This window comes from Streptomyces sp. NPDC038280, assembly GCF_055600045.1.
Map to the genome: position 1 here is coordinate 60,891 of NZ_JBVJYZ010000014.1, position 21,946 is coordinate 82,836.

Genomic DNA, 21,946 nt, shown 5'->3' on the forward strand with positions numbered 1-21,946 from the left:
CCGCCCCGGGGTGAGGAGATGTGGACATGGCCGAGCTTTACCCACCGATCGAGCCGTACGAGAAGGGGATGCTCGACGTCGGCGACGGCAACCTCGTGTACTGGGAGGTCTGCGGCAACCCCGACGGCAAGCCGGCGCTCGTCGTCCACGGCGGGCCGGGTTCCGGGTGCGGCACGGGCGTCCGGCAGTACTTCGACCCGGAGCGGTACCGGATCGTCCTGTTCGACCAGCGCGGCTGCGGCCGCAGCACACCGCACGCCGGCGACCCCTCCACCGACATGCGGCTCAACACCACCCACCACCTCATCGCCGACATGGAGCGGCTGAGGGAACACCTGGGCATCGACCGCTGGCTGCTGTACGGCGGGTCCTGGGGCTCCACGCTGCTCCTGGCCTACGCGGAACAGCACCCTGAGCGCGTGTCCGAGATCGTCATCTCCAGCGTCACCACCACCCGCCGCACGGAGATCGACTGGCTCTACCGAGGCGTCGGCCGCTTCTTCCCCGAACAGTGGGAACGCTTCCTCGCGGGCGCCCCGGGCACTCCGCGCGACGGTGACGTCGTCGCGGCGTACGCCCGGCTGATGGAGCACCCCGATCCCGAGGTGCGGGAGAAGGCCACAACCGACTGGTGCGCTTGGGAGGACACGGTTCTGTCCGGGGAGACGAAAGGTACGTCCAACCCGTACGGCGACCGCCCGCCGACCGCTCGACTCGCGCTGGTGCGCATCTGCTCCCACTACTTCTCCCACGGCGCGTGGCTGGACGAAGGCGTACTGCTCCGGGAAGCCGGGCGGCTGGCCGGCATCCCAGGCGTCCTGGTCCACGGCCGACTCGACATGGGCGGCCCGCTCGACACCGCGTGGGAGCTGCAACGTGCCTGGTCCGACGCCGAGTTGAAGGTCGTCGAGGATGCGGGCCATCTCGGCGGCGCGGCGACGCGGGGCCATGTGCTCCAAGCCCTCGACCGATTCGCGGCGAGTGCTCGCGGCGAGTGAGTGACGCCGGCGTTCTCGGACCGCGTCAAGACGTCGTCACGCGATCCCGGTTCGCGTCGCGGTGACGACGACCGTCGCATGGCGCATCGTGAAGCTGCCGCCCATCGCGTCGATGGCGGACCCGACGCCTGCCAGGATCTCCTCCAGCTTGTCCGGCGGGAGCCGAGTGAGGGCGCCATGGGTGGGCATCTGGTCCAGCCACGCCTGCCGCGTGTAGGACCACTCCCAGTCGAATCGCCACTGCTCGGGATCTGAACCCGCCGGATTCCCGGAGCCCCTCCGTCGTCCTGGTGAACAGCACCTGATAGCCGTCCAGGGCCGGCTTCTTCACCATGTCGGGGCTCAGGGGCGAGTCGGGCGTGATCCGCGCGTAGGCCGTGGCGAAGGCTTCCGCGAGGTCGGGCGGAAGTTGGAACACGTTCCAGAACGCCGCGAACCGGCCTCCGGGGCGAAGCGCCCCCGCGGCCTTGGCCGCTCCCTCCACCGGGTCTATCCAATGCCGGGCCTGGCCGGCGACGACCAGATCGAAGGTCCGGCCCGAGGGTTACCAGGCTTCGAATGTCGCTTCGTCGACATCGACCCCGAACTGCCGAGCCCACTCGGCCATCCGCGCGTCGGGCTCGACTCCGAGCACCTCGCAGCCGGCCGTCCGGAACTGCCGGGCGGCGATACCGGTCCCGCAGCCGACGTCGAGGACGTCGGGGCCGGGGCCGGCCTCGACGATCCGGCGCACCCTGGCGTCCGGGTAGCGCGGTCTGGCCCGGTCGTACCGCGCGGCGTCCGAGCCGAACGACTCTGCCGCGTCCCGGTGTTGATGGCTCTCGTGGTGTGAGGGGAGCGCTCGCTCCGGCGGTACAGTGGGCATGTGCCCACTATTGGTGGGCGCTCGTCCACTCGTCACCGGACAGGCCCACAAGGGCAGAAGGGGGCACGATGCCGACAGGGGTGGCCATCCGTGACGTCCGTGAGCAACTCTTCGACGCCGCCGAACGCGTCCTGCTCCGCGACGGCCCGAACGCCCTCACCAGCCGGGCGGTCACCACGGAGGCCGGCTGCGCCAAAGGCGTCCTGCACCGCCACTTCGCCGACTTCGACGCCTTCCTCGCGGAGCTCGTACGGGACCGCGTCGCCCGGCTCGACAACCAGGCCGCCACCCTGCGCGCCGCCGCCGGGACCGGCACCCCCGCCGACCATCTCACCGAGGCGCTGACGACCCTCTTCGAGTCGGTCGGCGTGGCGATCGTCGGCCTCGTCACCTCGCGGGACGCCCTTCGCGCCCGGTTGCGCCGGACCACACCGCACGGCATCCCGCTCCTGACGGAGGCGACGGCCATGATCGCCTCCTACCTCACCGCCGAACGGGACCTGGGCCGTCTCGCCCCCGACGTCGACGTCGACACCCTCGCCCCGACACTGATCGGCACGGGCCATCTCCTGTTCGCCGACCGGAAGGGCACCCCGCCGGAGGCCGGAGCCGTCCACAAGGTCGTCGCCACGGTCATCGCCGGCGTGGTGCGGGATTCCGGGTCGTGAGGCGGCCCGGCGGTAGCGGGCGAGCAAGCGCCGTCGAACGATCGTCGCGCCGAGTCGAAAATCCCAAGAGACCTAAAGGAGCGTGGCCGTGGAACTCGGCTCAGTGATCATCGCGGTAGCAGGCGTCGCTGGAACTCTGGGGGGCTCCCTCCTCACCCTGCGTGGCTCTGAACGCGCGAAGCGCCGGGAGATCGAGCTTCTTCGTAGCCTCGAGGAGGTTCGGGAGAACCACGCGCTTCGCCGCACCTGCTACACGGAACTCAACCGTGATGCCCGTCAGTTCACCACGGCCCTCAATCGCTACTTGCACGTCATACGGGAGCGTGCCGTGGACGACTCCAACAGAGCGGACCTCGAAGAGGCGAAGAAGGCGCATCGCGATCGGTACTCCGAAGCGCAGATGATCGCCTCCGATGAGGTGCTCACACGGGCGAGTGTCGTCAACCGGGCCCTGAATGATGTCTACGGCCACCTCAAGCGTCTTGAACGCAATGACCCCGGGCCGGGGGAATCGCTGGACGCCGCAGCCACGGAGCAGGAAGAGATCTGGGCCAAGCTGAGGGCCATGAGAACGGCGATGCGGCATGAGCTCGGCGCGACTCCACAAGGCATGGACACTGGGCGGACACGGGGGTCAGCGGCTCGCGATGGTGCTCAGATGCCCTGATGTCGCGTGATTCCTCCCGCAGAAGCGTTGTCCGACCCCGCCCCTACGCTCGGCGCATGAGCCTTTCCCTCTACTACCAAGCGCGCCCGGACCGGACCGTTGACCGAAGCCGAGGCAGCCGACCGCGCCCACCGTCTCGGCGCACGACGGGTCCCCGTTCCACGTCGACCCCGCGCACCTTCAGGGTCACCAGGCGAGGGGCAGCGTCTCCGGGCCGCGGTTGATCGTGCCGCGACGCCAGCGCACCTCCTCGGGTGGGACCGCCAAGCGCAGACCGGGAGCCTTGCGCAGCAGGGTGGACAGGATGGTGTGACATTGCATGCGGGTGAGTGCGGCGCCGAGGCAGTAGTGCGGGCCGTGACCGAAAGCCAGGTTCGGCGCCTCGTCACGTGTCAGGTCCAAGCGGTCGGGGCCGGCGAAGACGCCGGGGTCACGGTTGGCGGCCAGGTAGGAGACGTAGACGGCTTCCCCGGCACGGATGACCACATCGCCCACGGTGACGTCTGTGGTGGCGATGCGTGGCATACCAACACCGTTGCGCTGAGGGATGAACCGGAGGAGTTCCTCGATGGCCGTCGGGAGCAGCTCGGGACGTGAGCGGAGTTTCGCCAGTTGCTCCTGGTGCGTGAGCAGGGTGTAGACCATGGTCGTGCTCTGATTGCGCACTTGGTCCAGGGCGTTGAGCACGATCATCACCGCCAGGGAGATGAGCTCCGGCCGGCTCAACGCACCTCGAGCCTGAGCGGCGGACAGCTCGCTGAACAGGTCGTCGCCGGGACTCTCGAGCCGGTGATCGGCCAAGTGGCGAAAGTAGGCGGCGATCTCCGACTTGACCGTGGTGCTCTCCTGTAGGGAGTGGTCCGTCGACAGGATGACGCGGCGCCACGCCTGGAGCCGGTCGAGGTCGGTCTCCGGTACACCGAGGAGCGTGCCGATGACTCGCTCGGGCAGCGGACCGGTCACGTAGCGCGCAAGGTCGGCGGGTGCGCCCTGACGCATCATCATGTCGATGAGCTCTTCGGCGATCGTCTCGGTCCGGAGCGCCAGGGCCGCCGTGCGCTTGCGGTTGAAGGCGTGGGCCACCAGGCGTCGCAGCCTCGTGTGGTCGGGTGCGTCGGTGCGGCCGATGCCGCGGGCGGGGGCGACATTGTGCGGGGTCATGCTCGTCACGGGCCGGTCGACGGTGAGCGCCCGGCTGAAGCGCGAATCCGAGGTGACCTCCTTGACGTCGTCGTAGCGGGTGACCAACCAGGCGTGTCCTTCTCCGAATCGCATACGGACACGGGCCACGGGCTCGTCCCTCAGCAGCCGGTGGAGCAGGGGATCGAAGTCGAGCGCGTCGAGGTGGTCCATCGGCCAGAAGTGGACGATGGGCCTCTCGCAGGAGTGCGGTTTCGCCGCGTCGGTCGCCGGGCCCGCCGCGCAGGCGCAGGGCGTACGTCCCGCTTCCCCGTCCCCGGCACGCATGCCCGGCAGCGCCACGGTTTCTGTGCGTCCGGTGTCTCCCGCGCTGCTTCGTACGACCTCGTTCACAACGTGACCTTTCGTGGCACCGTCGCCGTTGCGGCTGCGGAGGGGTCGGGTGGGCAGTGCCGCAGCGGGGTCAGCTGCTCGATGTCGTAACGGCTCCGGAGCTTTTCCACGGCTGCCTGATCGACGTCGCCGCCACCGTCGAGCAGATCGAGCAGCTCTTCGAAATAGCGCTCGTGGTCCGGAGGCGGGGCCGACTGGAGCAGCATTCTGGCGGGACGGCCGGTCGGGTTGGCGAACGCGTGGGGGCACCCGCGGGGTACGAGCAACATGGTGCCGGCCGTCGCGCGGACGTGGCGGCGGCCGGAGCGGGATTCCCACTGACGCCAGTCGTCGCGGGTGCGGACCTTCGGCTCGAAGGCCATGACGTCGAGTTCGCCTTCGAGGACGTAGAACAGCTCTTCGCTGCGGGCGTGCGCATGGGCCCCGACGTCGAAGCCCGGTGGGACGACCACTTCGAAGGTGGACGCGAACGAGCTGTGCGTGCCGGTGACCTTGAACGTCACCTGCTGGGCGGCGGTCCTGATGGTGCGGCCGCCGCCGGGCGGCACCACCAGACCCTCCATGCCACCGGTCTCGGACTTGTGCACGGCTGCCTCCTCGGGCCGGGATCGGGGGACGCGGTCGAAGTCGTTGTCCATGGTCACCAGGTCACCGGCAGCTGCCTGGGGCCGCGGATCAAAGCCCCCCGCTCCCATGGGAGTTCGCTCTCCGGCACGGCGAGGCGCAGACGAGGGAAGCGGTCCCACAGCGAGCGGAGCAGGACCTCGGACTCCATCCGGGCCAGCGTGGCGGCCGGGCAGTAGTGAGGGCCGTAGCCGAAGGCGACGTGCGGATTGTGGACGCGGTCGAAGTCGAGCCGTTCCGGATCGGCGAAGACCTTCGGGTCGCGGTTGGCGGTGAGATACGAGACGTAGACCGCCTCGCCCGCGGGGATCAGTACCCCTCCCACTTCGACGTCCTCCAGGGCGATGCGGGACAGGCCCACGGCGTTGCGGTGCGGGATGTAGCGCAACAGCTCCTCCACCGCCTGCGGGACGAGCCCCGGCTCGGCCCGCAGCCGGGCGAGATGCGCGGGACGGGTCAGGAGGGCGTACACCATGTTGGCGCTGTTGTTCCGGACGGCGTGCGCGCCGCCGATCTGGACCAGTACGGCGAGCCCGACGGCTTCGTCCGCGTCCAGCACACCACTGTCGACGGCGTCCGCCAGCGCACCGGCGAGATCCTCCCGCGGCTCGACCCTGCGCCGCGCCAGCAGATCACGGAAGGAGGCCGCCATCTCCGCCTTGGCGGCCTCGCTGGCCTCCCGGCCGTGCGCCGCCGACAGGATCGTGTCGGTCCAGTGCCCCATACGCGTCTGATCCTCTTCGGGCACTCCCATGAGCGCGCACACCATGGCGAGGGGGAAGGGCCTGTGGAGGTGAGCCATCAGGTCGAGCGGGCCGCCCCGTTCTTCCATACGGCCGAGCAGTCCGTCCACCACCTCTTCGGCGTGCCCGCGCAGGACGCGCAGCGAGCGGGAGGTGAACGCCCGGGCCACCACGCGCCGCATCCGTGTGTGGTCCGGTGGATCGGCGAACCCGACCGCCCCGTCCATGGGGATGAAGTGGGGCGCGAGCCGTGTGACGGGCCGCCCGACGACGGCCCGGCGGCTGAACCGGGGGTCCAGGGAGACGAACCGAACATCCTCGTAGCGGGTCACCAGCCATGCGTGGCCGTCACCGTGGGGAAGCCTCACCCGGGCAACCGGCTCCTCGTGCAGGAGGCGGGCGAGCAGCGGGTCGAAGGTCAGTCCCGGCAGATCCGGCGGCCTCCAGAAGTGGACCTCCGGCTCACTGGGCGCCTGCTTCAGCACGGTGGCGCTCACAGCGGCGGTCACGGCGGCGGTCACGGCAGCCGGCCCGGCCGTTTCAGTCGCGGTCGCGGTCGCGGTGGCGGTGGCGGTGGCGGTGGCGGTGGCGGTCGCATTCGCCGACGCAGTGGCCAATGCCTCGTCCCGCCGACTCCGGGGGATGACCGGCGCCACCGCCTCGGTGCCGTGGGCAGTGCGTGCCGGGGCCCCGGCCAGCGCGGGCTCGCCCGAGCGCGCCCAGCGGCCGAGCGCCATCTCCGCGGTGATGCCCGGCCCGAACCCGGCGATGAGCCCCTTGGCCCCTTCCTCGACACCGCCCTCGTCGAACAGCCGCGCCAAGGCGTCCAGTACGACGACGCTGGCGACGTTTCCGTACTCCGTGAGCGTGGCCCGGCTGAACCGGAACGCCTCGTGCGGAACGCCGAGGAAGGCGCACAGGTCATCGAGAATCCGTGGCCCGCCGGCATGGACGATGTAGAAGTCGAGCCCCGCAGCGCTCCAGCCGTGCTGCCGGGCGGCATCGGCGAGCACGGGCGCCAGCGCCTCCATGGTGCCCGGCACCCGCTTGTCGAGGAGGAAGTGGAAACCGGTGTCGCGCACCGCGTACGCGATCCAGTCCTCCGTCCCCGGCACCAGATGGGAGCGGTTGAGCTCCAGCCGGATCCCCGTCCCGCCCTCACCCCTGACCACAACCGCGGCGACCGCGTCGCCGAACAGGCCGTTGGACAGCAGTGTGCCGACGCCGAGATCGGTCGGCTGATAGCTCAGGGAACAGAATTCGCAGGCCACGATCAGTACGTTGGAGCCCGGATAGGCCCTGCAGAAGTCGTGCGCGCGGTTGATCGCCGCGCCACCGGCGGCACACCCCAACTGGGCGATCGGCACCTGACGGGTGTCCGGCCGGAACCCCATGGTGTTGATCATCCACGCGGTGAGCGACGGCATCATGAACCCCGTGCACGACACATAGACGATCAGGTCGATGTCCTCCGCCGTCACTTCGGCGAACTCCAGCGCCCGCTCCACCACATGGGGGACACGCGCCTTGGCCTCGGCCTCGTAGAGCGTGTTCCGTGCCTCGAACCCCGGGTGGCGCAGGGTGTCTTCGAGCGGCTGCACCAGATGGCGCTTGTGGACTCCGGTGTTCTCGATCAGGCGCAGTGCGAGCGCCAATTGGGGATGGCTGTGGTGGACGGTGCGCACGAGCCGCAGGGTCTGCTCGGAAGTGATCACGTGCTCGGGTACGGCGACGGCAGGTCGGCACAAGACGGCCATGGTGGGGATCCCGGATGCGTTGGACTACACCCGGTTCCTCGTGACTCGGACGGGTGGGCCGCTGAGCAGCCGCCCAAGATCGTCGCAGACGGTTGGGCGGGAATCCGCGCTGAAGTGTCGAGCTGTACACAAAAGTGTCACCCGTCAACTCCCTGCCGCACGCGCCGGTCTCAGGCGATCTCGCGCCGCGCCTGCCCCCGGGCAGCTCGGCCACGCGTGCGGCGAGACAAGCTGTCCGTAGGATGATCGAATGGGCATTTTCGACAGACTGACCGGCACGAAGTACCCCGACGGTGGCGTCGTACCGCTGTCCACCGCGGAGGTCCGGGCCGCGCTGCTCGCGATCAACGGGCGGGAGGTGCCGTACGTCGTGCGCAACGGCACCCCGAAGGAACGTGCCGACCTCGTGGCGGAGTGGCGGATCCAGGAGCTGAGGCTGACGCTCAAGACCCGCATGCGCCTGGTCCCAGCGAACCGCGAGGTGCGAGCGCTCGACGAGCAGTGGGACGCGCGGTCGGGGGAGTACGGCCGCGGGCGCGCGAGCACGGTGTCCCGGGAGTGGACCTACGAGCGGGGGCCCGACGGCCGCCGGCGCATGGTCGAGACGCACCGCGTCGACTCGCGCGACATGCGAAACTCTTTGCAGAGAGCGGTCCTGGACGCGGGATGGACCTGGCGCGGAGTGCTGTTCGGCCTGTGAGCGTCAGAACATCGTGTTGTCGTTCTTGGACGTGGGCCCGATGGCCTGAAGGACGTCCCAGTGCTCGACGATCCCTCCGTCGTCGTCGAGGCGGAAGATGTCGATTCCCGCGTATTCCTCATCGGGCCAGACCTGATGGCAGTGCAGCACCACGTGGTTGCCCTCGGCGATGACGCGCTTGAACTCGACGCGCTTGCCCGGGTACTCGGCGGCCATGCGCTCGAAGTAGTCGATGAACGCCTGCTTGCCGTCCCCGACGTGCGGGTTGTGCTGGATGTAGGTGTCGCCGGTGTACTTCTCGATGGCTTCCGCCGGGCGGCACTGGTTGAACATCAGGTCGTAGAAGGCCGTCACAGTGGCCTTGTTCTTCTCAGCATCGGTCATGGCGGTCACCGTAATAGGGGGACGGCACGGCGCCGTGGCACCGCGCGTGTACGCCGCCGTGACCGGACCGCCGGCCCGTGGCACAGGGCGGCCCCGTCGCCCGGGAGCGGTCAGCCCCGACCGTACGTACGGTGGAAGGGATGGTCCGGCTTCCCACGGAAGGGGCGAAGTGGCGATGAGCGAGAGTGGACAGGCGGATCGGCCCGAGACCCTTCGGACAGTGCCTTCGGACCGACGTGACGGGGCCGCCCCGGGCGGCCGGTCGGGCGGTGGACCCACATCACGGGGGCGGACCGTGATCGCCGAGGGCGTGGTGGCCAAGATCGCCGGGATGGCGACCAGGGACGTGCCGGGCGTTCACGCCGTGGGTGGCGGGCTCGCCCGTGGTGTGGGCGCCGTGCGGGAGCGGGTCCCCGGAGGCGGCGGCAAGTCCGTCACCACCGGGGTGAAGGTCGAGGTCGGCGAGGTGCAGGCCGCCGTCGACGTGGAGATCGCGGTCGACTACGGCGTCTCGATCATCGAGGTCGCGGGTGATGTACGGGAGAGCGTGATCACGGCCATAGAGCGGATGACGGGCTTGGAGGTCGTCGAGGTGAACCTCGCGGTGACCGATGTGGACGTCCCGGGAGAGTTCCTCGGAGAGGAAGAGGAAAGCACCGAGCAGCGGAGGGTCGCGTAGCCGCGGCGACGACCGGCCGTGCCCCGACGGTCTCTCGACCGCTGACGGTGGCGCGCTGCCGCCGAATCCTCTGCCTTCGTGGGCTCGACGCAAGGGTGACTTCCTGGCGGTCCTGACGATCTGCGGTGGGTTCGTCGCGGTCCTGGGCGGCTCCGCGTGGTTGGCTTTCCACGTCCGTCGCCGAGGTACCGCGGGCGCCGACCGTCAGGTCGGCTCTGGCCTACGTTGTGAGGCGTTTCTCCAGTGAGCCTGAGCATCCGCAATCAGATTCCCGGCACGATCACGTCCGTCACGGCCGGGGAGGCCATGGCGACCGTGAAGGTCCGCCTGGCCGGCGGCCATGACATCACCGCCGCGATCACCGCCGACGCGGTGAAGGATCTCGGCTTGGCAGAGGGAACCGCCGTCAAGGCCCTCGTGAAGTCCACCGACGTGGCCCTCGCGACCGGCCCGGTGGAGGGCATCTCCATCCGTAACCAGATCCCGGGCACGGTCACCGATGTCGCCACCGGTGGTGCCATGGGTTCGGTCAAGGTGGCGGTCGAGGGGGGCGAGCTGACCGCCGCCGTCACCAAGGACGCCGTTGACGCTCTCGGGCTGGCCGCCGGGTCCTCCGTCGTCGCGCTGATCAAGTCGACCGAGATCTCCCTCGCCTCCCACTGAATCCGTCCTCGCCGTCGGCATGGCGGCTCGCGCCTTTCCGACGGAATCCCGCATGAGAGGCAGGATGGAAGGGCACCCAGCCGTTGGAGGTCAGCGATGTTCGAAGCGGGCGATATTCGTGAGTGGCGCACCCACGACGTGGTCGACCCGGGCGGCCACAAGATCGGCACTCTCGAGTCCGTCTACGTGGACACAGCCACGGACCAGCCGTTCTTCGCGACCGTCACGGTCGGCATGCCCACCCGGCGCCGCCTGGTGTTCGTCCCGCTCACCGGCGCGACCGTCGGCCCCGCATACGTCAAGGTCACCTACCCCAAGAACCAGGTCAGGGACGCCCCCTCCATCGACACCGACGGCGAACTGCCTGTCGAGGAGGAGCACGCCGTCTTCGCGCACTACGAAATCGACTACCAGCCCGGCGCCGGCGGTGAGCGGCGCCTCGCGCGCCGCTGACGCGCGCAAGAAGGCGCTGACCTGCGCACCCAAGGAGGACGGATGAGTGTGTTCCTGCTCCTGATCATCGCGGCGCTCGTCCTGGGAATCATCGGGGCAACCGTCGAAGGCTTGTTCTATCTTCTGATCATCGGCATTGCCGTTCTGGTCGTCGACCTCGTCTACGCGTTGCTGCGGTTCCGGCGCGGCGGACGGCACCACCGCCGCGCCCGCTGACGGGTCAGGCGGCCGGCTGCAGAAGCACGCAACACCGGTCGGGGCTGGGCGCGAGGCGCGCCTCGAGTCCGCTCTCGCCCAGCCCCTCGAGTACGCCCCGCATCAAGTGAAGGTTCATGCCGCACACCGTCTCGGTGTGCTCGCGCGCCAGTACGTGGAAGGGGCAGTTCCCCAGGACCAGGGCGTCGCCGTCGCGGCGCGGCTCGAACCCGTACCGCTCCAGGAGGTCGAAGGCCCCTGCGCTGGGCTGCTCGCCCAGCTGTCTGCCGAGATCGCGGGCCTTCTTGTGCAGCACGCTGCGTACCGGCTCGCCGGTCGCCTCTGATTCCTCCATGGCCTGGGCGAACAGCCGCCCGGCCAGTTCGTAGCGCCGTTCCGGCAGGGTGACCGAAATCTGCCGGGCCGAGCGTCGGTAGAGCTTGGCCGGCCTGCCCGCGCCCGGCCCGGTCCGGCCGCTGCGCCGCTCGTAGACGACGTCGAGCAGGGATTCATCCGCCAGACGGTCCAGGTGGAACGCCGCGGTCTGCCGGGCCAGGCCAAGGGCGGCGGCCGCTTCGTCCCGGCTGACCGGGTGGGGCTGGCGCGCCACGTGCTCGTAGAGCCTTCTGCGGGTCGGCTCATCGAGAGCGGCGACGGCCGAGAGGGCGGAGACGTCCGCGGCGGGTGCTTCCTTCGGGTGGTCCACGAACACCAGTGTAAAACCCATGGCCATTGACTAAAGAGAACGCACGCGCTTCTATAGTTAGTGAGAGTTGTTTTTAGAAGAAGAGAGGTGCGTCATGTCGTCCGGCACCACAACCACCACGTCCCCCGCCCAAGGGCGGGCCGCGCTCCATGACCCCGGCTACCAGGCCTTCGTCATCCTGCGCATCGGGTTCACCGTCGCGCCGATCCTGTTCGGCCTGGATAAATTCGCCAACCTGCTCGTCGACTGGCCCACCTACCTCGCGCCGTGGGTCGACGACATCGTTCCAGGGAGCGCCCAGGCGGCCATGTACGCCGTCGGCGTCATCGAGATCGTCGCGGGCCTCGCCGTCGCCGTCGCGCCGCGCTTCGGGGGCTGGCTGGTGGCCGGATGGCTCGCCGGCATCATCGTCAACCTGCTGACCATCCCCGGGTACTACGACATCGCGCTGCGCGACTTCGGGCTCCTGCTCGCCGCGGTGGCCCTCGCCAGGCTCGGGCAGCGCTACCACCGGAGCGGACGGCCACGCTGAAAGGCCGCGACGAGGCGGGGTGCGTTCGGGCCCCCCGCCTCCTGGCGCCATGACACGGGAGCGGCGTCAGGCGACCGGGTCGCGTGGCGACACCCGGTGCGCCTCGACCTCCGGGACGGACAGGAGTTCGGAGATCAGCGCCTCGGGCCCACCGACATACGTGCTGACCAGGTCCACGTCACCGCCCAGGCACCAAGCGCGGTCATCGGGCCACCACAGGTCGGGGAGCTCGGCGAACTCGTCCTGGGACACGGGTGAGAGGGCGTCGGCGAGTGCGCCGGCGAGCAGTACCTCGTCACGCTCGGGAGTTTCGAAGGACGGGGCCCAGTCGAAGTCCCGGCGGCCGTAGCCGTTCCACAGGCCGAACCAGCAGTGCTCGGGCGTCCGGGTGTGGCGGGCCAGGAGGGGAACCAGCGCTCGGGCGACATCGGGTGGGGTGGGCCCCTGAGCCGGATGCTCGTCCCAGACGCCAGGCAGGCCGTACTCCTCGGCGTTGAGGTAGTCGAGATCCATTCCGATCAGATCGTGCCAAGCCGTGCCGGGCGTCACCTCGCGCCCGTACGCGGCTCCCACGGCCGACCACCGCACCGCTCGCTCGTTCAGCGTCGGCGGATGCAGCACCCGGGCGTAGGCCGCGTACCCGGGTGCGGCGACACCCGCCACGGTTCCGAACTCGCCGTATCCCGGCGCTCGTTCGGTCAGCCAGCGGGCGGGGCTGAGATCCGAGGTCCGCACGCGCAGACGCCCGTACCGTCCGGGGGCGGGGGCGGGGGCGGGGTCGGGGTCGGGGTCGGGGTCGCGGTGCGCGGGGCGGTAGTCGTCCATCCGCCCCAGTCTGCCGGGTCTCCGGGCGTACCGACCGCCCTCCGGGCGCCATCCGTGCCAGGACGCGTCAGTCGTATCAGCCACAGCCGTCACAGCGGCCGGCGGACGAGCGAGCGGAGCGCGGGGATGCTTCAGCCGCAATGCCTGACACGCGAGCGACCGCTGCGACCGGAGCGGCGTGCCGCGCGGTGCGAGTGCGCGGGCTCTGGGGGACGCTGGAGGCATGCGCCATGCGCCCATCGTCGTCCACCCGACGCGGCCCGCCGGCGGCCGCCAGGTCACCCTCCGCGTCGAGGAGCGGGACGTCGTGCTCGGCGTGGCACTCACCGATGCCGATGTCGTCGAGCTCTTGCGCCGGGCCGGGGTGGAGGACGCGGACGAGGCGGTCTTCGGTGACACGGGATCGATCGAATGGCACGTCGACGCCCCGCATTCCTACGAGGCCGAGCCGTCGGACACGGACATCCCGTGACGCGTGCAGCCGCCGTGACGGCCGCAGAGAGGTGCGCGTCCTCATTGGGACGTACGTTCGATTCTTGGTTACGCTGGACCCATGGCAGCACATCTGCAGGGTTCACTCTTCGACCAGACCGACGACATCCGTCTCGGTCCGCTGACCGGCCTGCGGCGCATCGATCTGGGAACCGGGGCGTGGGTCGACCTGCTGCCCGCCTGGCTGAGCGGGGCGGACGCCCTCTTCGAGGAGCTCGTCGCCTCCGTGCCATGGCGAGCCGAGCGGCGACAGATGTACGACCACGAGGTCGCCGTACCGCGGCTCCTCGCCTTCTACGGCGAGGAGGAGACCCTTCCGCACCCGGTGCTCGACGAGGCCCGCGACGTACTCTCCGCGCACTACGCCGCCGACCTCGGCGAGCCGTTCACCACGGCCGGCCTGTGCTACTACCGAGACGGCCGGGACAGCGTCGCCTGGCACGGCGACCGGATCGGCCGCGGCTCGCGGCAGGACACCATGGTCGCCATCCTGTCGGTGGGCGAACCACGCGATCTGGCGCTGCGGCCGCGCGGAGGCGGCTCTGGGATGCGGTTGCCGCTCGGCCACGGCGATCTGGTGGTGATGGGCGGCTCGTGCCAGCGGACCTGGGAGCACGCCATCCCCAAGACCGCGCGCGGCGCGGGCCCCCGGATCAGCATCCAGTTCCGGCCGCGCGGAGTGCGCTGAGGTCCTTCCACGGAAGGCCAGGGGGCCCGCCGGCGCACTGATGTGCCGACCGGGGGCCGTCCCACGACGCGGCCCCGGCGTCATGCCCGAGAGTGGGCGGGCGACGGATTCAAGGGCACACACTCCTGCCCGAACCCGCCGCCCCTCCGTCCTTCCTACTGCGCCATCTCGTAGGCACCGGAAAGGGCCTCGACGCGCTGCCAGACGCGCGCCGAGCGGGCCTCGTCCACGACCGGTCGACGGACCGCCTCAAGGGCCCAGCGCTGCTGCTCCGCCGTGGCGGAGTCCTTGCCGTGCAGCTCGACGGCGTGCGCGGAGAAGTCGCGTACGAGGACGGCGAACAGTTCGTCCAGTACGTCCTCGTCCAGGCCGGTCAGCCCCGCCTGCTCCAGGATCAGCTGGCCATGGACGACGAGCGCGAAGAGCTGGCCGACGGCGAGAAGGAGGTCCAGGTCGCGGCTCTGCTGCTCGTCCGGTGCGGCGGTGGTGACGAACTCGCACAGCGCGTCCGCCTGCTCCCGGAAGCGGACGACGTTGGGCAGGTGCGCATAGGCGTCGAAGGCCGGACGCCAGTCGTGGAAGCGGACGGAGCCCAGGCCGCGGGCCGGCCCCTGCTGGAAGAGGAACGTGTCGTCGGCGGCGTCGAGGCGGGTCGGCACGGGCGCGTACTCGGCGGGGTTCAGCAGGTGGTTCCGCATGAACTTCAGGATCAGCGCGAGGTTGACGTGGACGGTTCCCTCCAACTTGGGCAGTCCGCGGATCTCGATCGCGGCCTGGGCGAAGTAGTTGTCCTTCTCGAACCCCTTGGCGGCGATGACGTCCCACATGAGGTCGATGACCTTCTCGCCCTCGGTGGTCACCTTCATCTTGGTCATCGGGTTGAACAGCAGGTACCGGCGGTCGTCGGGGGTCGCGGAGCGGAAGTAGTCGACGGCGCGGTCGCTGAACGTCTTCATGCCGACGAGCCGGACGTACGCGTCGGTCAGCTCGCGGCGCACGTGCGGGAAGGCGGTGACGGGACGGCCGTAGAGGATCCGGTTGTGGGCGTGCGTGACGGCCTCGTACATCGCGTGCTCGCAGATGCCGATCGAGGCGGTGCACAGATTGAACTTGCCGACGTTGACGGTGTTGAGCGCGGCGTCGAACGCGGCACGGCCGGTGTGCAGGATGTCGTCGGGGCCGACCGGGTAGCCGTCGAGGCGGAACTCGCTGACGTACTTCGAGGAGTCGACGACGTTCTTCACGAGGTGGTACGCCGGGTGGCGGCTGTCGGCGGCGAAGAAGACGTATCCCTCGGGGCCCTCGACGTCGGTACGGCGGCCGAAGACGGAGACGAGCCCGGCGGCGTTGCCGTTGCCGATGTAGTACTTCGAACCGCTCGCCCGGAAGCCGCCCTCGCCGTCCGGCTCCAGCAGCATGTCGGTCGAGTAGATGTCGGCGCCGTGGGCCTTCTCGGACAGGCCGAAGGCGAACACCTCACCCTGGGAGAGCAGCTCCGCGGCGCGGGCGCGCGCGGCGGCGTTGTCGCTCTGCCACACCGGTCCCAGGCCGAGGATGGTGACCTGCCACGCGTACCAGTAGTCGAGCCCGTAGAAACCGAAGATCTCGTTGAGGGCGGCGATCCGGGCGGTGTCCCAGCGCTTGTCCGGGTGGCCGTCGGCCGCCGTGGCCGGGGTGAGGAAGGCCGCGAACAGTCCCTCCTTGGCGGCGAAGGCGAGGAAGTCCCCCAGCCAGGCCCGCGAGCGGTAGTCCTCGATCAGCCTGCGCTTGCCGCGGTCCTCGAACCAGTCGACGGTGGCGCGCAGCAGTCGGCGGGTCTCCGCGTCGAAGTGCGCCGGGTCGTAGGTGCGCGGGTTGAACAGCAGCGGGTCGGTCATGGATGTTCGCCTTTCCGGCTGGGGTCGGGGGAGGTGGGGTGCGATCGAGGCGGGAGGTCGGCACATGGGCCCCGGGCCGGCGGCCCGCCTCCCGGACGCCGGTGCCGCGACCAGGAACCTGGTCGGCGGCCTGGTCGGCGTCCTGGTCAAGGGCCGGACCGGGGCAGCGGCCGGAACCGGGTCAGCGGCCCGGCCGGCCGCCGGAACCGAGTCGATGGAGCGTGGCGAGCACGTCGTCGAGCCAGGCGAGCATCATCCGCTCGTACGCGATTCCGCCGCGGAGTACCGCGTGCTGCAGCTCGCGCCCGGCATCGAGTACCGCGGAGGCATCGACCTCGCCGAAGTCCCGCTGCTCGCCCACCAGGTAGTGGGCGAGTCGGTCCCTGTGCAACTGCTGGTGCCGCTCGACCTCGTGGATCAGGGCGGTCGGATCGTCGAAGGCCGCGCCCCGGATCTTCACGGCGAGCTCGTGCCGCATGCTCTCCGGCTGGATCGGCTCGTGAAGCCACTCGGCCAGGGACGCCAGGCCGAGGTCCGAGACCGAGTACTCCTTCTTGTCCGGACGGGTCTGCTGCGGCACCTCGCGCACGTCGAGTCGGCCGTCCTCGTCCATGCGCTTGAGGACGCGGTAGATCTGCTGGTGGGTGGCGGTCCAGAAGTACCCGATGGAACGGTCGAACCGCCGGGCCAGCTCATAGCCGGAGCCCGGCTTTTCCAGCAGGGAGACGAGGATCGCGTGCTCGAGCGCCATGCCGTGATCCTGCTATGCAACTTGTTGCATAGACAAGCGGCGTCGCTCAGGTGAGATGCGGCTCACGGCCGGGACGGGGGGCGGCCGGCCGGGTTCCGCGCCGGGACCGCCCGGGCCGACGTCGAGCGACACCGCTGGTCACGGCAGCTGTGGCAACAGCCGCACCTCGGCCCCGGGCAGTTTGGCCCACCAATGGCGGTAGCGGCCGTAGACCGCTGCCTCGCGGTCGGCGAGGAACGCCGTCAGGGCCTGGGGGTGAAGGCGGCGTCCAGCTCGTCCGGGGCGAAGCCGGTGAGCCGGTTCCAGAGCGCCAGGTAGGGCGAGGCCGGATGCTGCGCCTGGAGCGCGACCACGCGCCGTACCCCGTCGGGGACGGTCAAACGCTCCCGCCGCAGGAGCAGTTGGCGGTGGAGCGTGGCCCGGTTGAGTTCCCGCGCGGTGATCTTCACAACGCCGGATTCTGCCGTGGGCCCACCTCGCCCGCCAGGGACGGTGTCCTGTGCCACCGAACCTTGAGCGTGCGCCATCGAACCTTGACGGATGCGAGTTCGTGTCATCGAAGTTTTGATCACGCCTGGGCAGGCCCGGCGAAGCGGGATCAGGCGCCGAAGCGTGGAAGCTGCGAGGCCGAGAGGCGGCGCGAGACGGGCGCGCTGGTGACCAGGACGAACTAGGCTTGCGATCATGATTCGTTCGACGAAGTGGAGTTGAACAACCGTGATGCCCCCGTACTGCGCGATCTGCAACGCGTCCCCCAGGGATCACGACTACGAGACTTTCACGCTCGTATACTTCCGTGCGATAGCGCCACCGCTCGATCATGAGGGGCATCCCGAGAACGCCCTCTGGTTCTGCAAGGATCACGTCCGGTACACCGAGGGCAAGACCCACATGAGCGCCCTCCTGGCCATGGTCCACATACGCGCGGCGATTCGACGCAACGCCCAAAACCCCTGGCCACTCACCAGCATGCCCTGAGCCCCATGCCTGCGCCCCGATCCGCGGGGGGCGCCGAACAGTTGTCGGGCGGAAGACGACAGTCTTGCGCCGCCGCAGCCGGTAGGCCCGCCAGCCCGACAGCGAGTCGGCCGAGCACTGGGCAGCGTCGGATGCAACGCGGTGCGCGGCGGCCCCCGCTCTCCTCGGGTGACGGGCGCTTCGCGCCGCCTCTCGGTCTCGCCAGTTCCCAGTCCCCACGCTTCGGCGCCTGATCCGGCTTCGCCGGGCCTGACCAGGCGTGATCAAACTCGGATGACACAAACTCGCATCCGTCAAGGTTCGATGGCACACGCTCAAGGTTCGGTGGCACGGGACAGGCGGCCCGGGGCCCTCGTTCCCTCGCCAGGGTCCCCATCAGCTAGAGAAGTACGGTCTTTGTACGTGAAAAGTCCGCTTCTTGCTAGGGTGTGGACCGGAGGTGCCATGTCCGAGTTGTTCGACGCCGTCGACGCCCTCATCGCGTCCGCGTCCCCGCTGCCGCCCCCGGCCGAACGGGAACGGCTGCGCAAGGCCCACGGGCTGACCCAGGAACAGGTCGCCACCGCGCTGGCGGTCCGCCGTGCGACGGTCGTGTCCTGGGAGAACGGCAAGACGGAGCCGAGGCCTCCGCAGCGCGAGGCGTACGCGCGCCTGCTGGAGAAACTCGCGGAGCTCTACCCCGCCAACACCACGGGGCATGCTCAGGGCACGGCGGCGCCCACCTCCATCGCCGGTTCGGCCGTGGCCGCGCCGCCGCCGCGCGCTGCGGAGGCAACGGAGCCCGGTCCGCCGTCTCCGCCCCGCGATGCGGGAGCGGACGCCCCTGCGCGGACGCCCCCGCGGGCCCCCGCGGCAGCCGGCTCGCACGCCGCTCCCGCGGACAGGGCGAGGACGTCCCCGACCTCGCCGGCGCCACGGCGCCCCACCGCCACGAAGGCGGCGCCCAAGCCTGCCCCCGCGCCGGGCGCCACGGGCGACCCACGGTTCGCGCACGGCCCTCTCGCCGTCATCGACGCGGCCGACGGTCACGTGTCCGCCTACTGCCTGGGCGGCCTCGTCCTGGACGTCCCCGCCATGTCGCTCCCCGCCTTGGTGGAGTGGACGCTGACGGAGGCACAGCTCGGCGCACCACGCCTGCACCGCTCCGGCAAGGATGCCGACCCGGTCCTGGTGCTCACGGACGCGGCCGCCACGCGCTACGGGCTCCCCGCGCGCCTGAGCGACGAAGAGAGGCGAGCCGGGAGGCTGCCCGAGGGCCACAAGGTGCTGAGGCAGCTGGAGAAGGCCGACTGGCAGCTCACCCGGCGCGGCTTCGGCCCGTGGGCCCGTATCTACCGCCCCGCACAGGGAGGCAGGCGCTCCTGCGTCCAGCTCTGCGTCCTGGGCTGGGACGCACTCGACGCACGGTCCTGGGGAGACGCCGCCCAGCTGCCGCCCGGTGACCTGGCGAACCTTCTGTGCGCCTACGCGACACGGGTGATGACGCCGCGCGGGTCCACCGCCGTCACCGGTCTCGAGCTCATGACCGCACTCCACCCGCCGACCCGCGCGAGCGAGCCGGACGCGACCGGAAAGCGGCACAGCGAGCACAACCCCGGCTCGCTCGGCACCCGCCCCGTGCCGTGCGCACCGTGCGAGGCCCCCGACGGACATCCGCTGCTCGCCGAACTTCCCCGCTTCCACCAGCGCACCCCGGACGAGGTGCTGGTGGAGGAGGCGTACGACTGGGCCCGGCCGCTCACCGACGACGAGTGCGCCAAGCGGTTCGTCGTGGGCATCGACGTCAACATGGCCTTCGCGGCGGCCGCCAACGGCACCGTCGTCGGTCTCGGAGCGCCCGTGCACGTCAGGGCCCCCGTCTTCGACCCGAAGACGCCGGGATCCTGGCTGGTGGACCTCTCCCACGTGGAGCTCGACGAGCGCCTGCCCTCACCCTTCACTCCGACCGGTCGGCGGCCCGCCGGACCCGCCTGGTACGCCACGCCCACCGTGGCGTACGCCGTGGAACTCGGCCACCGGGTGACACCCGTCGAGGCCTACGTCCGGCCGGACAACGGCCGCTATCTGGACGGCTGGTACAACCGGCTGCGCGACGCGTACATCGCCACGATGGCGGACCTCGGCGTCACGGGCGACATGGCACCGCAGGAGTTCCTGGACGCCATGGCCGGGCACAAGCAGGCCGACCCCGACATGGCGATCGTCCTGGCGGCGATCAAGGCGACCGTGAAGGGAGGCATCGGCAAGCTCCGCGAACGCCCGCGCGGCGGGGGGTGGCGGCCCGGCCGGCCGTGGCCGGCCCTGGAGCGGCCCACGTGGCGGCCGGACATCCGCGCGGCCGTCATCTCCAAGGCCCGCGTCAACATGCACCGCAAGATGCTCAAGACGGCGGCCGCCACCGGCCGGTACCCGGTCGCGGTCCTGTCGGACTGCGCCGTCTACGTCTCCGACGGGCCGAGCCCGCTCGACTTCCTGCCCTACTCGGGCGGCAAGCCGCTGCCGGGCGGCTTCCGCCTCGGTGTCTCGCCGGGCATGGTCAAGCACGAGGGCACCCAGAGCGTCCTGTGGGCCGAGGGCATCCGCGAGGACCACGGGGCCGAGCTCAACCTCGCCCGGTACATCAAGGACGGCAACATCACCACCCGGGACGACGGAGAGTAGGGGCGTGCGATGGGCAAGCTCGAAGACGGTCTCGACAAAGCGGTGCGGGGCGCGTTCACCCGCCCCGTCCCGAAGACGGCCGGGGCCCGGATGCGCTATCTGGTCAGGCAGCTCAAAGGCACCGGGCAGGTGGCCGCATTGCTCGGGATCACACAGCGCACGGTGGAGCGGTATGTGAAGGACGAGATCAAGAGGCCGCGCGCGGAACTCGCCGCGCGCATGGAGCGCGAGGTCGCCAAGCGCTGGCAGCCCCAGGTCCGCGCCAAGGCCAAGAAGCAGGCCGCGACCACCGGTGGCATCGTCATCGACACCCGCGCCCGCTTCGGCTACACCGCCGCCCCCGGCACCACCGACGACGCCCGCCTGCGCCACCTCACCCAGGCGCTCCCGCCCCAGTACGCCGCCCGCCTCTTCCAGGCCCAGGAACAAGGCGCCACGGAACAGCAGTTGCGTGAGATCGCCGCCGAAGGCCTGCAGGAGATCTACTTCAAGGACCACGGCCGCCGCGCGCAGGGCCTGCTGGTGGAGTTCACCGACATCGACTACGTCGACTTCGAGCTGTAGGCCCCCGCCCCGAAGCAGCCGGCCTCCCGCTACGCTCCCGCTGAGCGTTTGCTTAATCGCCGAAGGCCGTTCGGCACCAGGGATGTGGGGAGAGGGAGAGCATGGCAGTCATCGACGCGTGGATGCAGCATCCGACCGTGAGGCACTCCCAGCACGAGATGTTCGCCTCGCTGCGTCGGTGGACCGGACGCGGCCCGCTGGAGGAGCCGTTGCCGGTCCGGGCGACGGTGGCAGCGCTGGACGCGGGCGATGTGGAGATCGGCCTGGCGGCGGCCTGGTACGGGCCGGAGGGCGCGCTGATCAGCAACGACGAAGTGGCCGAGTTCGTCGCGCAGTCCGGCGGGCGGCTGCGGGGAGTGGCGGGCGCCGACCTGGCCCGCCCCATGGAGGCGGTCCGGGAGCTTCGACGGGCGGTCGAGGAACTCGGCTTCGTGGGACTGCGGATCGTTCCGTGGCTGTGGGGCCTGCCGCCCACCGACCGCCTGTACTACCCGCTGTACGCGGCCTGCGTGGAGCTGGGCATCCCGTTCTGTACGCAGGTGGGGCACACCGGGCCGCTGCGGCCCTCCGAAACGGGTCGGCCGATCCCGTACATCGATCAGGTGGCCCTCGACTTCCCGGAACTGACCATCGTGTGCGGACACATCGGCTACCCCTGGACGACCGAGATGATCGCCGTCGCCGACAAGCACGAGAACGTCTTCATCGACACCAGCGCCTACACCGCTCGCCGCTACCCCGCCGAACTGGTGGAGTACGTGCGCGGCCGGGGCCGTCACAAGGTTCTGTTCGGCACCAACTACCCGATGATCACGCCGACTCAGGCGCTGGAGCACGTGGACGATCTGGGCCTGGACGACGAGGCGCGGGAGCTGTTCCTGGCCGGCAACGCCCGTCGGGTCTTCGCGCTGTAGGCGGGGAGGGTGGAGGTCGGAGGGTCCGC

General features: G+C 70.3%; 22 protein-coding genes and 3 pseudogenes. 14 read left to right on the plus strand and 11 right to left on the minus strand.

All coding sequences use genetic code 11. From position 1 onward, the window contains the following. Positions 1–26: 26 nt before the first annotated feature. Complete coding sequence (pip, locus tag ACZ7J0_RS25130; protein ID WP_470890903.1) at positions 27–998, plus strand: prolyl aminopeptidase; 972 nt, start codon at positions 27–29, stop codon at positions 996–998. A 36-nt stretch (positions 999–1,034) separates the two neighbouring features. On the opposite strand, the pseudogene ACZ7J0_RS25135 reads toward pip, so the two are convergent. After that, a pseudogene (locus tag ACZ7J0_RS25135) lies at positions 1,035–1,863 on the minus strand (class I SAM-dependent methyltransferase). A gap of 68 nt (positions 1,864–1,931) precedes the next feature. On the opposite strand from ACZ7J0_RS25135, the gene ACZ7J0_RS25140 reads away from it, so the two are divergent. Then, complete coding sequence (locus ACZ7J0_RS25140) at positions 1,932–2,531, plus strand: TetR/AcrR family transcriptional regulator (RefSeq protein WP_470890905.1); 600 nt, start codon at positions 1,932–1,934, stop codon at positions 2,529–2,531. Positions 2,532–2,619: 88 nt separating this feature from the next. Beyond that, on the plus strand, positions 2,620–3,198 hold the full coding sequence (locus ACZ7J0_RS25145; RefSeq protein ID WP_470890907.1) for a hypothetical protein: 579 nt from the start codon (positions 2,620–2,622) through the stop codon (positions 3,196–3,198). Positions 3,199–3,384: 186 nt separating this feature from the next. Here ACZ7J0_RS25145 and ACZ7J0_RS25150 read toward each other — a convergent pair whose 3' ends face one another. The 4 genes and pseudogenes from ACZ7J0_RS25150 to ACZ7J0_RS25165 all read right to left on the minus strand — a co-directional run. Further along, the gene (locus ACZ7J0_RS25150; protein WP_470890909.1) at positions 3,385–4,731 is read right to left on the minus strand and encodes a cytochrome P450; all 1,347 of its coding nucleotides are present in this window, start codon (positions 4,729–4,731) and stop codon (positions 3,385–3,387) included. Next, complete coding sequence (locus tag ACZ7J0_RS25155; RefSeq protein ID WP_470891126.1) at positions 4,728–5,294, minus strand: cupin domain-containing protein; 567 nt, start codon at positions 5,292–5,294, stop codon at positions 4,728–4,730. The genes ACZ7J0_RS25150 and ACZ7J0_RS25155 overlap by 4 nt, the downstream gene beginning before the upstream one ends. Positions 5,295–5,371: 77 nt before the next feature. Continuing rightward, a complete protein-coding gene (locus ACZ7J0_RS25160) occupies positions 5,372–6,835 on the minus strand; it encodes a cytochrome P450 (protein ID WP_470891128.1) in 1,464 nt (487 codons plus the stop codon). Next, positions 6,818–7,855 (minus strand): annotated as a pseudogene (locus ACZ7J0_RS25165) (type III polyketide synthase); the annotation flags it as partial. The pseudogene ACZ7J0_RS25165 and the gene ACZ7J0_RS25160, both read right to left, overlap by 18 nt. Before the next feature lie 250 nt (positions 7,856–8,105). Between ACZ7J0_RS25165 and ACZ7J0_RS25170 the strand changes: the two are divergent. Then, a complete protein-coding gene (locus tag ACZ7J0_RS25170; RefSeq protein ID WP_470890911.1) occupies positions 8,106–8,555 on the plus strand; it encodes a hypothetical protein in 450 nt (149 codons plus the stop codon). A 3-nt stretch (positions 8,556–8,558) separates the two neighbouring features. On the opposite strand, the gene ACZ7J0_RS25175 is transcribed toward ACZ7J0_RS25170, so the two are convergent. Beyond that, complete coding sequence (locus ACZ7J0_RS25175) at positions 8,559–8,939, minus strand: nuclear transport factor 2 family protein (RefSeq protein WP_470890913.1); 381 nt, start codon at positions 8,937–8,939, stop codon at positions 8,559–8,561. Positions 8,940–9,114: 175 nt separating this feature from the next. On the opposite strand from ACZ7J0_RS25175, the gene ACZ7J0_RS25180 reads away from it, so the two are divergent. The 4 genes from ACZ7J0_RS25180 (at position 9,115) to ACZ7J0_RS25195 (ending at position 10,950) form a co-directional block, all read left to right on the plus strand. Beyond that, positions 9,115–9,618: an Asp23/Gls24 family envelope stress response protein gene (locus ACZ7J0_RS25180; protein ID WP_470890915.1), complete on the plus strand. Its 504-nt coding sequence runs from the start codon at positions 9,115–9,117 to the stop codon at positions 9,616–9,618. 243 nt (positions 9,619–9,861) lie between these two features. After that, positions 9,862–10,281 carry a TOBE domain-containing protein gene (locus ACZ7J0_RS25185; RefSeq protein ID WP_470890917.1) on the plus strand — a complete coding sequence of 140 codons (420 nt, stop codon included), beginning with the start codon at positions 9,862–9,864 and terminating at the stop codon, positions 10,279–10,281. A 96-nt stretch (positions 10,282–10,377) separates the two neighbouring features. Beyond that, complete coding sequence (locus tag ACZ7J0_RS25190; RefSeq protein ID WP_470890919.1) at positions 10,378–10,734, plus strand: PRC-barrel domain-containing protein; 357 nt, start codon at positions 10,378–10,380, stop codon at positions 10,732–10,734. Positions 10,735–10,776: 42 nt separating this feature from the next. Beyond that, positions 10,777–10,950, plus strand: a complete 174-nt coding sequence (locus ACZ7J0_RS25195) for a hypothetical protein (RefSeq protein ID WP_470890921.1) — start codon at positions 10,777–10,779, stop codon at positions 10,948–10,950. Positions 10,951–10,954: 4 nt separating this feature from the next. Here ACZ7J0_RS25195 and ACZ7J0_RS25200 read toward each other — a convergent pair whose 3' ends face one another. After that, the gene (locus tag ACZ7J0_RS25200; RefSeq protein ID WP_470891130.1) at positions 10,955–11,641 is read right to left on the minus strand and encodes a helix-turn-helix transcriptional regulator; all 687 of its coding nucleotides are present in this window, start codon (positions 11,639–11,641) and stop codon (positions 10,955–10,957) included. Positions 11,642–11,729: 88 nt separating this feature from the next. Between ACZ7J0_RS25200 and ACZ7J0_RS25205 the strand changes: the two genes are divergently transcribed. Beyond that, complete coding sequence (locus ACZ7J0_RS25205; protein WP_470890923.1) at positions 11,730–12,167, plus strand: hypothetical protein; 438 nt, start codon at positions 11,730–11,732, stop codon at positions 12,165–12,167. A gap of 66 nt (positions 12,168–12,233) precedes the next feature. On the opposite strand, the gene ACZ7J0_RS25210 is transcribed toward ACZ7J0_RS25205, so the two are convergent. Beyond that, the gene (locus ACZ7J0_RS25210; protein WP_470890925.1) at positions 12,234–12,992 is read right to left on the minus strand and encodes a hypothetical protein; all 759 of its coding nucleotides are present in this window, start codon (positions 12,990–12,992) and stop codon (positions 12,234–12,236) included. Between the two features lie 223 nt (positions 12,993–13,215). Between ACZ7J0_RS25210 and ACZ7J0_RS25215 the strand changes: the two genes are divergently transcribed. After that, entirely contained in the window at positions 13,216–13,464 is a 249-nt protein-coding gene (locus ACZ7J0_RS25215) for a hypothetical protein (RefSeq protein ID WP_470890927.1), read from the plus strand. An 81-nt stretch (positions 13,465–13,545) separates the two neighbouring features. Next, positions 13,546–14,172 carry an alpha-ketoglutarate-dependent dioxygenase AlkB gene (locus ACZ7J0_RS25220; RefSeq protein WP_470890929.1) on the plus strand — a complete coding sequence of 209 codons (627 nt, stop codon included), beginning with the start codon at positions 13,546–13,548 and terminating at the stop codon, positions 14,170–14,172. A gap of 155 nt (positions 14,173–14,327) precedes the next feature. Here the strand turns inward: ACZ7J0_RS25220 and ACZ7J0_RS25225 are convergent, their stop codons facing one another. From ACZ7J0_RS25225 to ACZ7J0_RS25235, 3 genes and pseudogenes are all read right to left on the minus strand, one after another. After that, positions 14,328–16,049 carry an acyl-CoA dehydrogenase family protein gene (locus ACZ7J0_RS25225; RefSeq protein ID WP_470890931.1) on the minus strand — a complete coding sequence of 574 codons (1,722 nt, stop codon included), beginning with the start codon at positions 16,047–16,049 and terminating at the stop codon, positions 14,328–14,330. Between the two features lie 181 nt (positions 16,050–16,230). Then, entirely contained in the window at positions 16,231–16,800 is a 570-nt protein-coding gene (locus tag ACZ7J0_RS25230; RefSeq protein ID WP_470890933.1) for a PadR family transcriptional regulator, read from the minus strand. Positions 16,801–17,054: 254 nt separating this feature from the next. Next, positions 17,055–17,249: pseudogene (locus ACZ7J0_RS25235) on the minus strand (DNA glycosylase AlkZ-like family protein); the annotation flags it as partial. Positions 17,250–18,222: 973 nt separating this feature from the next. Between ACZ7J0_RS25235 and tap the strand changes: the two are divergent. From tap to ACZ7J0_RS25250, 3 genes are all read left to right on the plus strand, one after another. Continuing rightward, the gene (gene tap, locus ACZ7J0_RS25240; protein WP_470890935.1) at positions 18,223–20,439 is read left to right on the plus strand and encodes a telomere-associated protein Tap; all 2,217 of its coding nucleotides are present in this window, start codon (positions 18,223–18,225) and stop codon (positions 20,437–20,439) included. A 9-nt stretch (positions 20,440–20,448) separates the two neighbouring features. Beyond that, the gene (gene tpg, locus ACZ7J0_RS25245) at positions 20,449–21,003 is read left to right on the plus strand and encodes a telomere-protecting terminal protein Tpg (RefSeq protein ID WP_470890937.1); all 555 of its coding nucleotides are present in this window, start codon (positions 20,449–20,451) and stop codon (positions 21,001–21,003) included. A 101-nt stretch (positions 21,004–21,104) separates the two neighbouring features. Beyond that, positions 21,105–21,917, plus strand: coding sequence for an amidohydrolase family protein (locus ACZ7J0_RS25250; protein WP_470890939.1), 813 nt, complete (start codon positions 21,105–21,107; stop codon positions 21,915–21,917). The last annotated feature ends 29 nt before the right edge of the window (positions 21,918–21,946 follow it).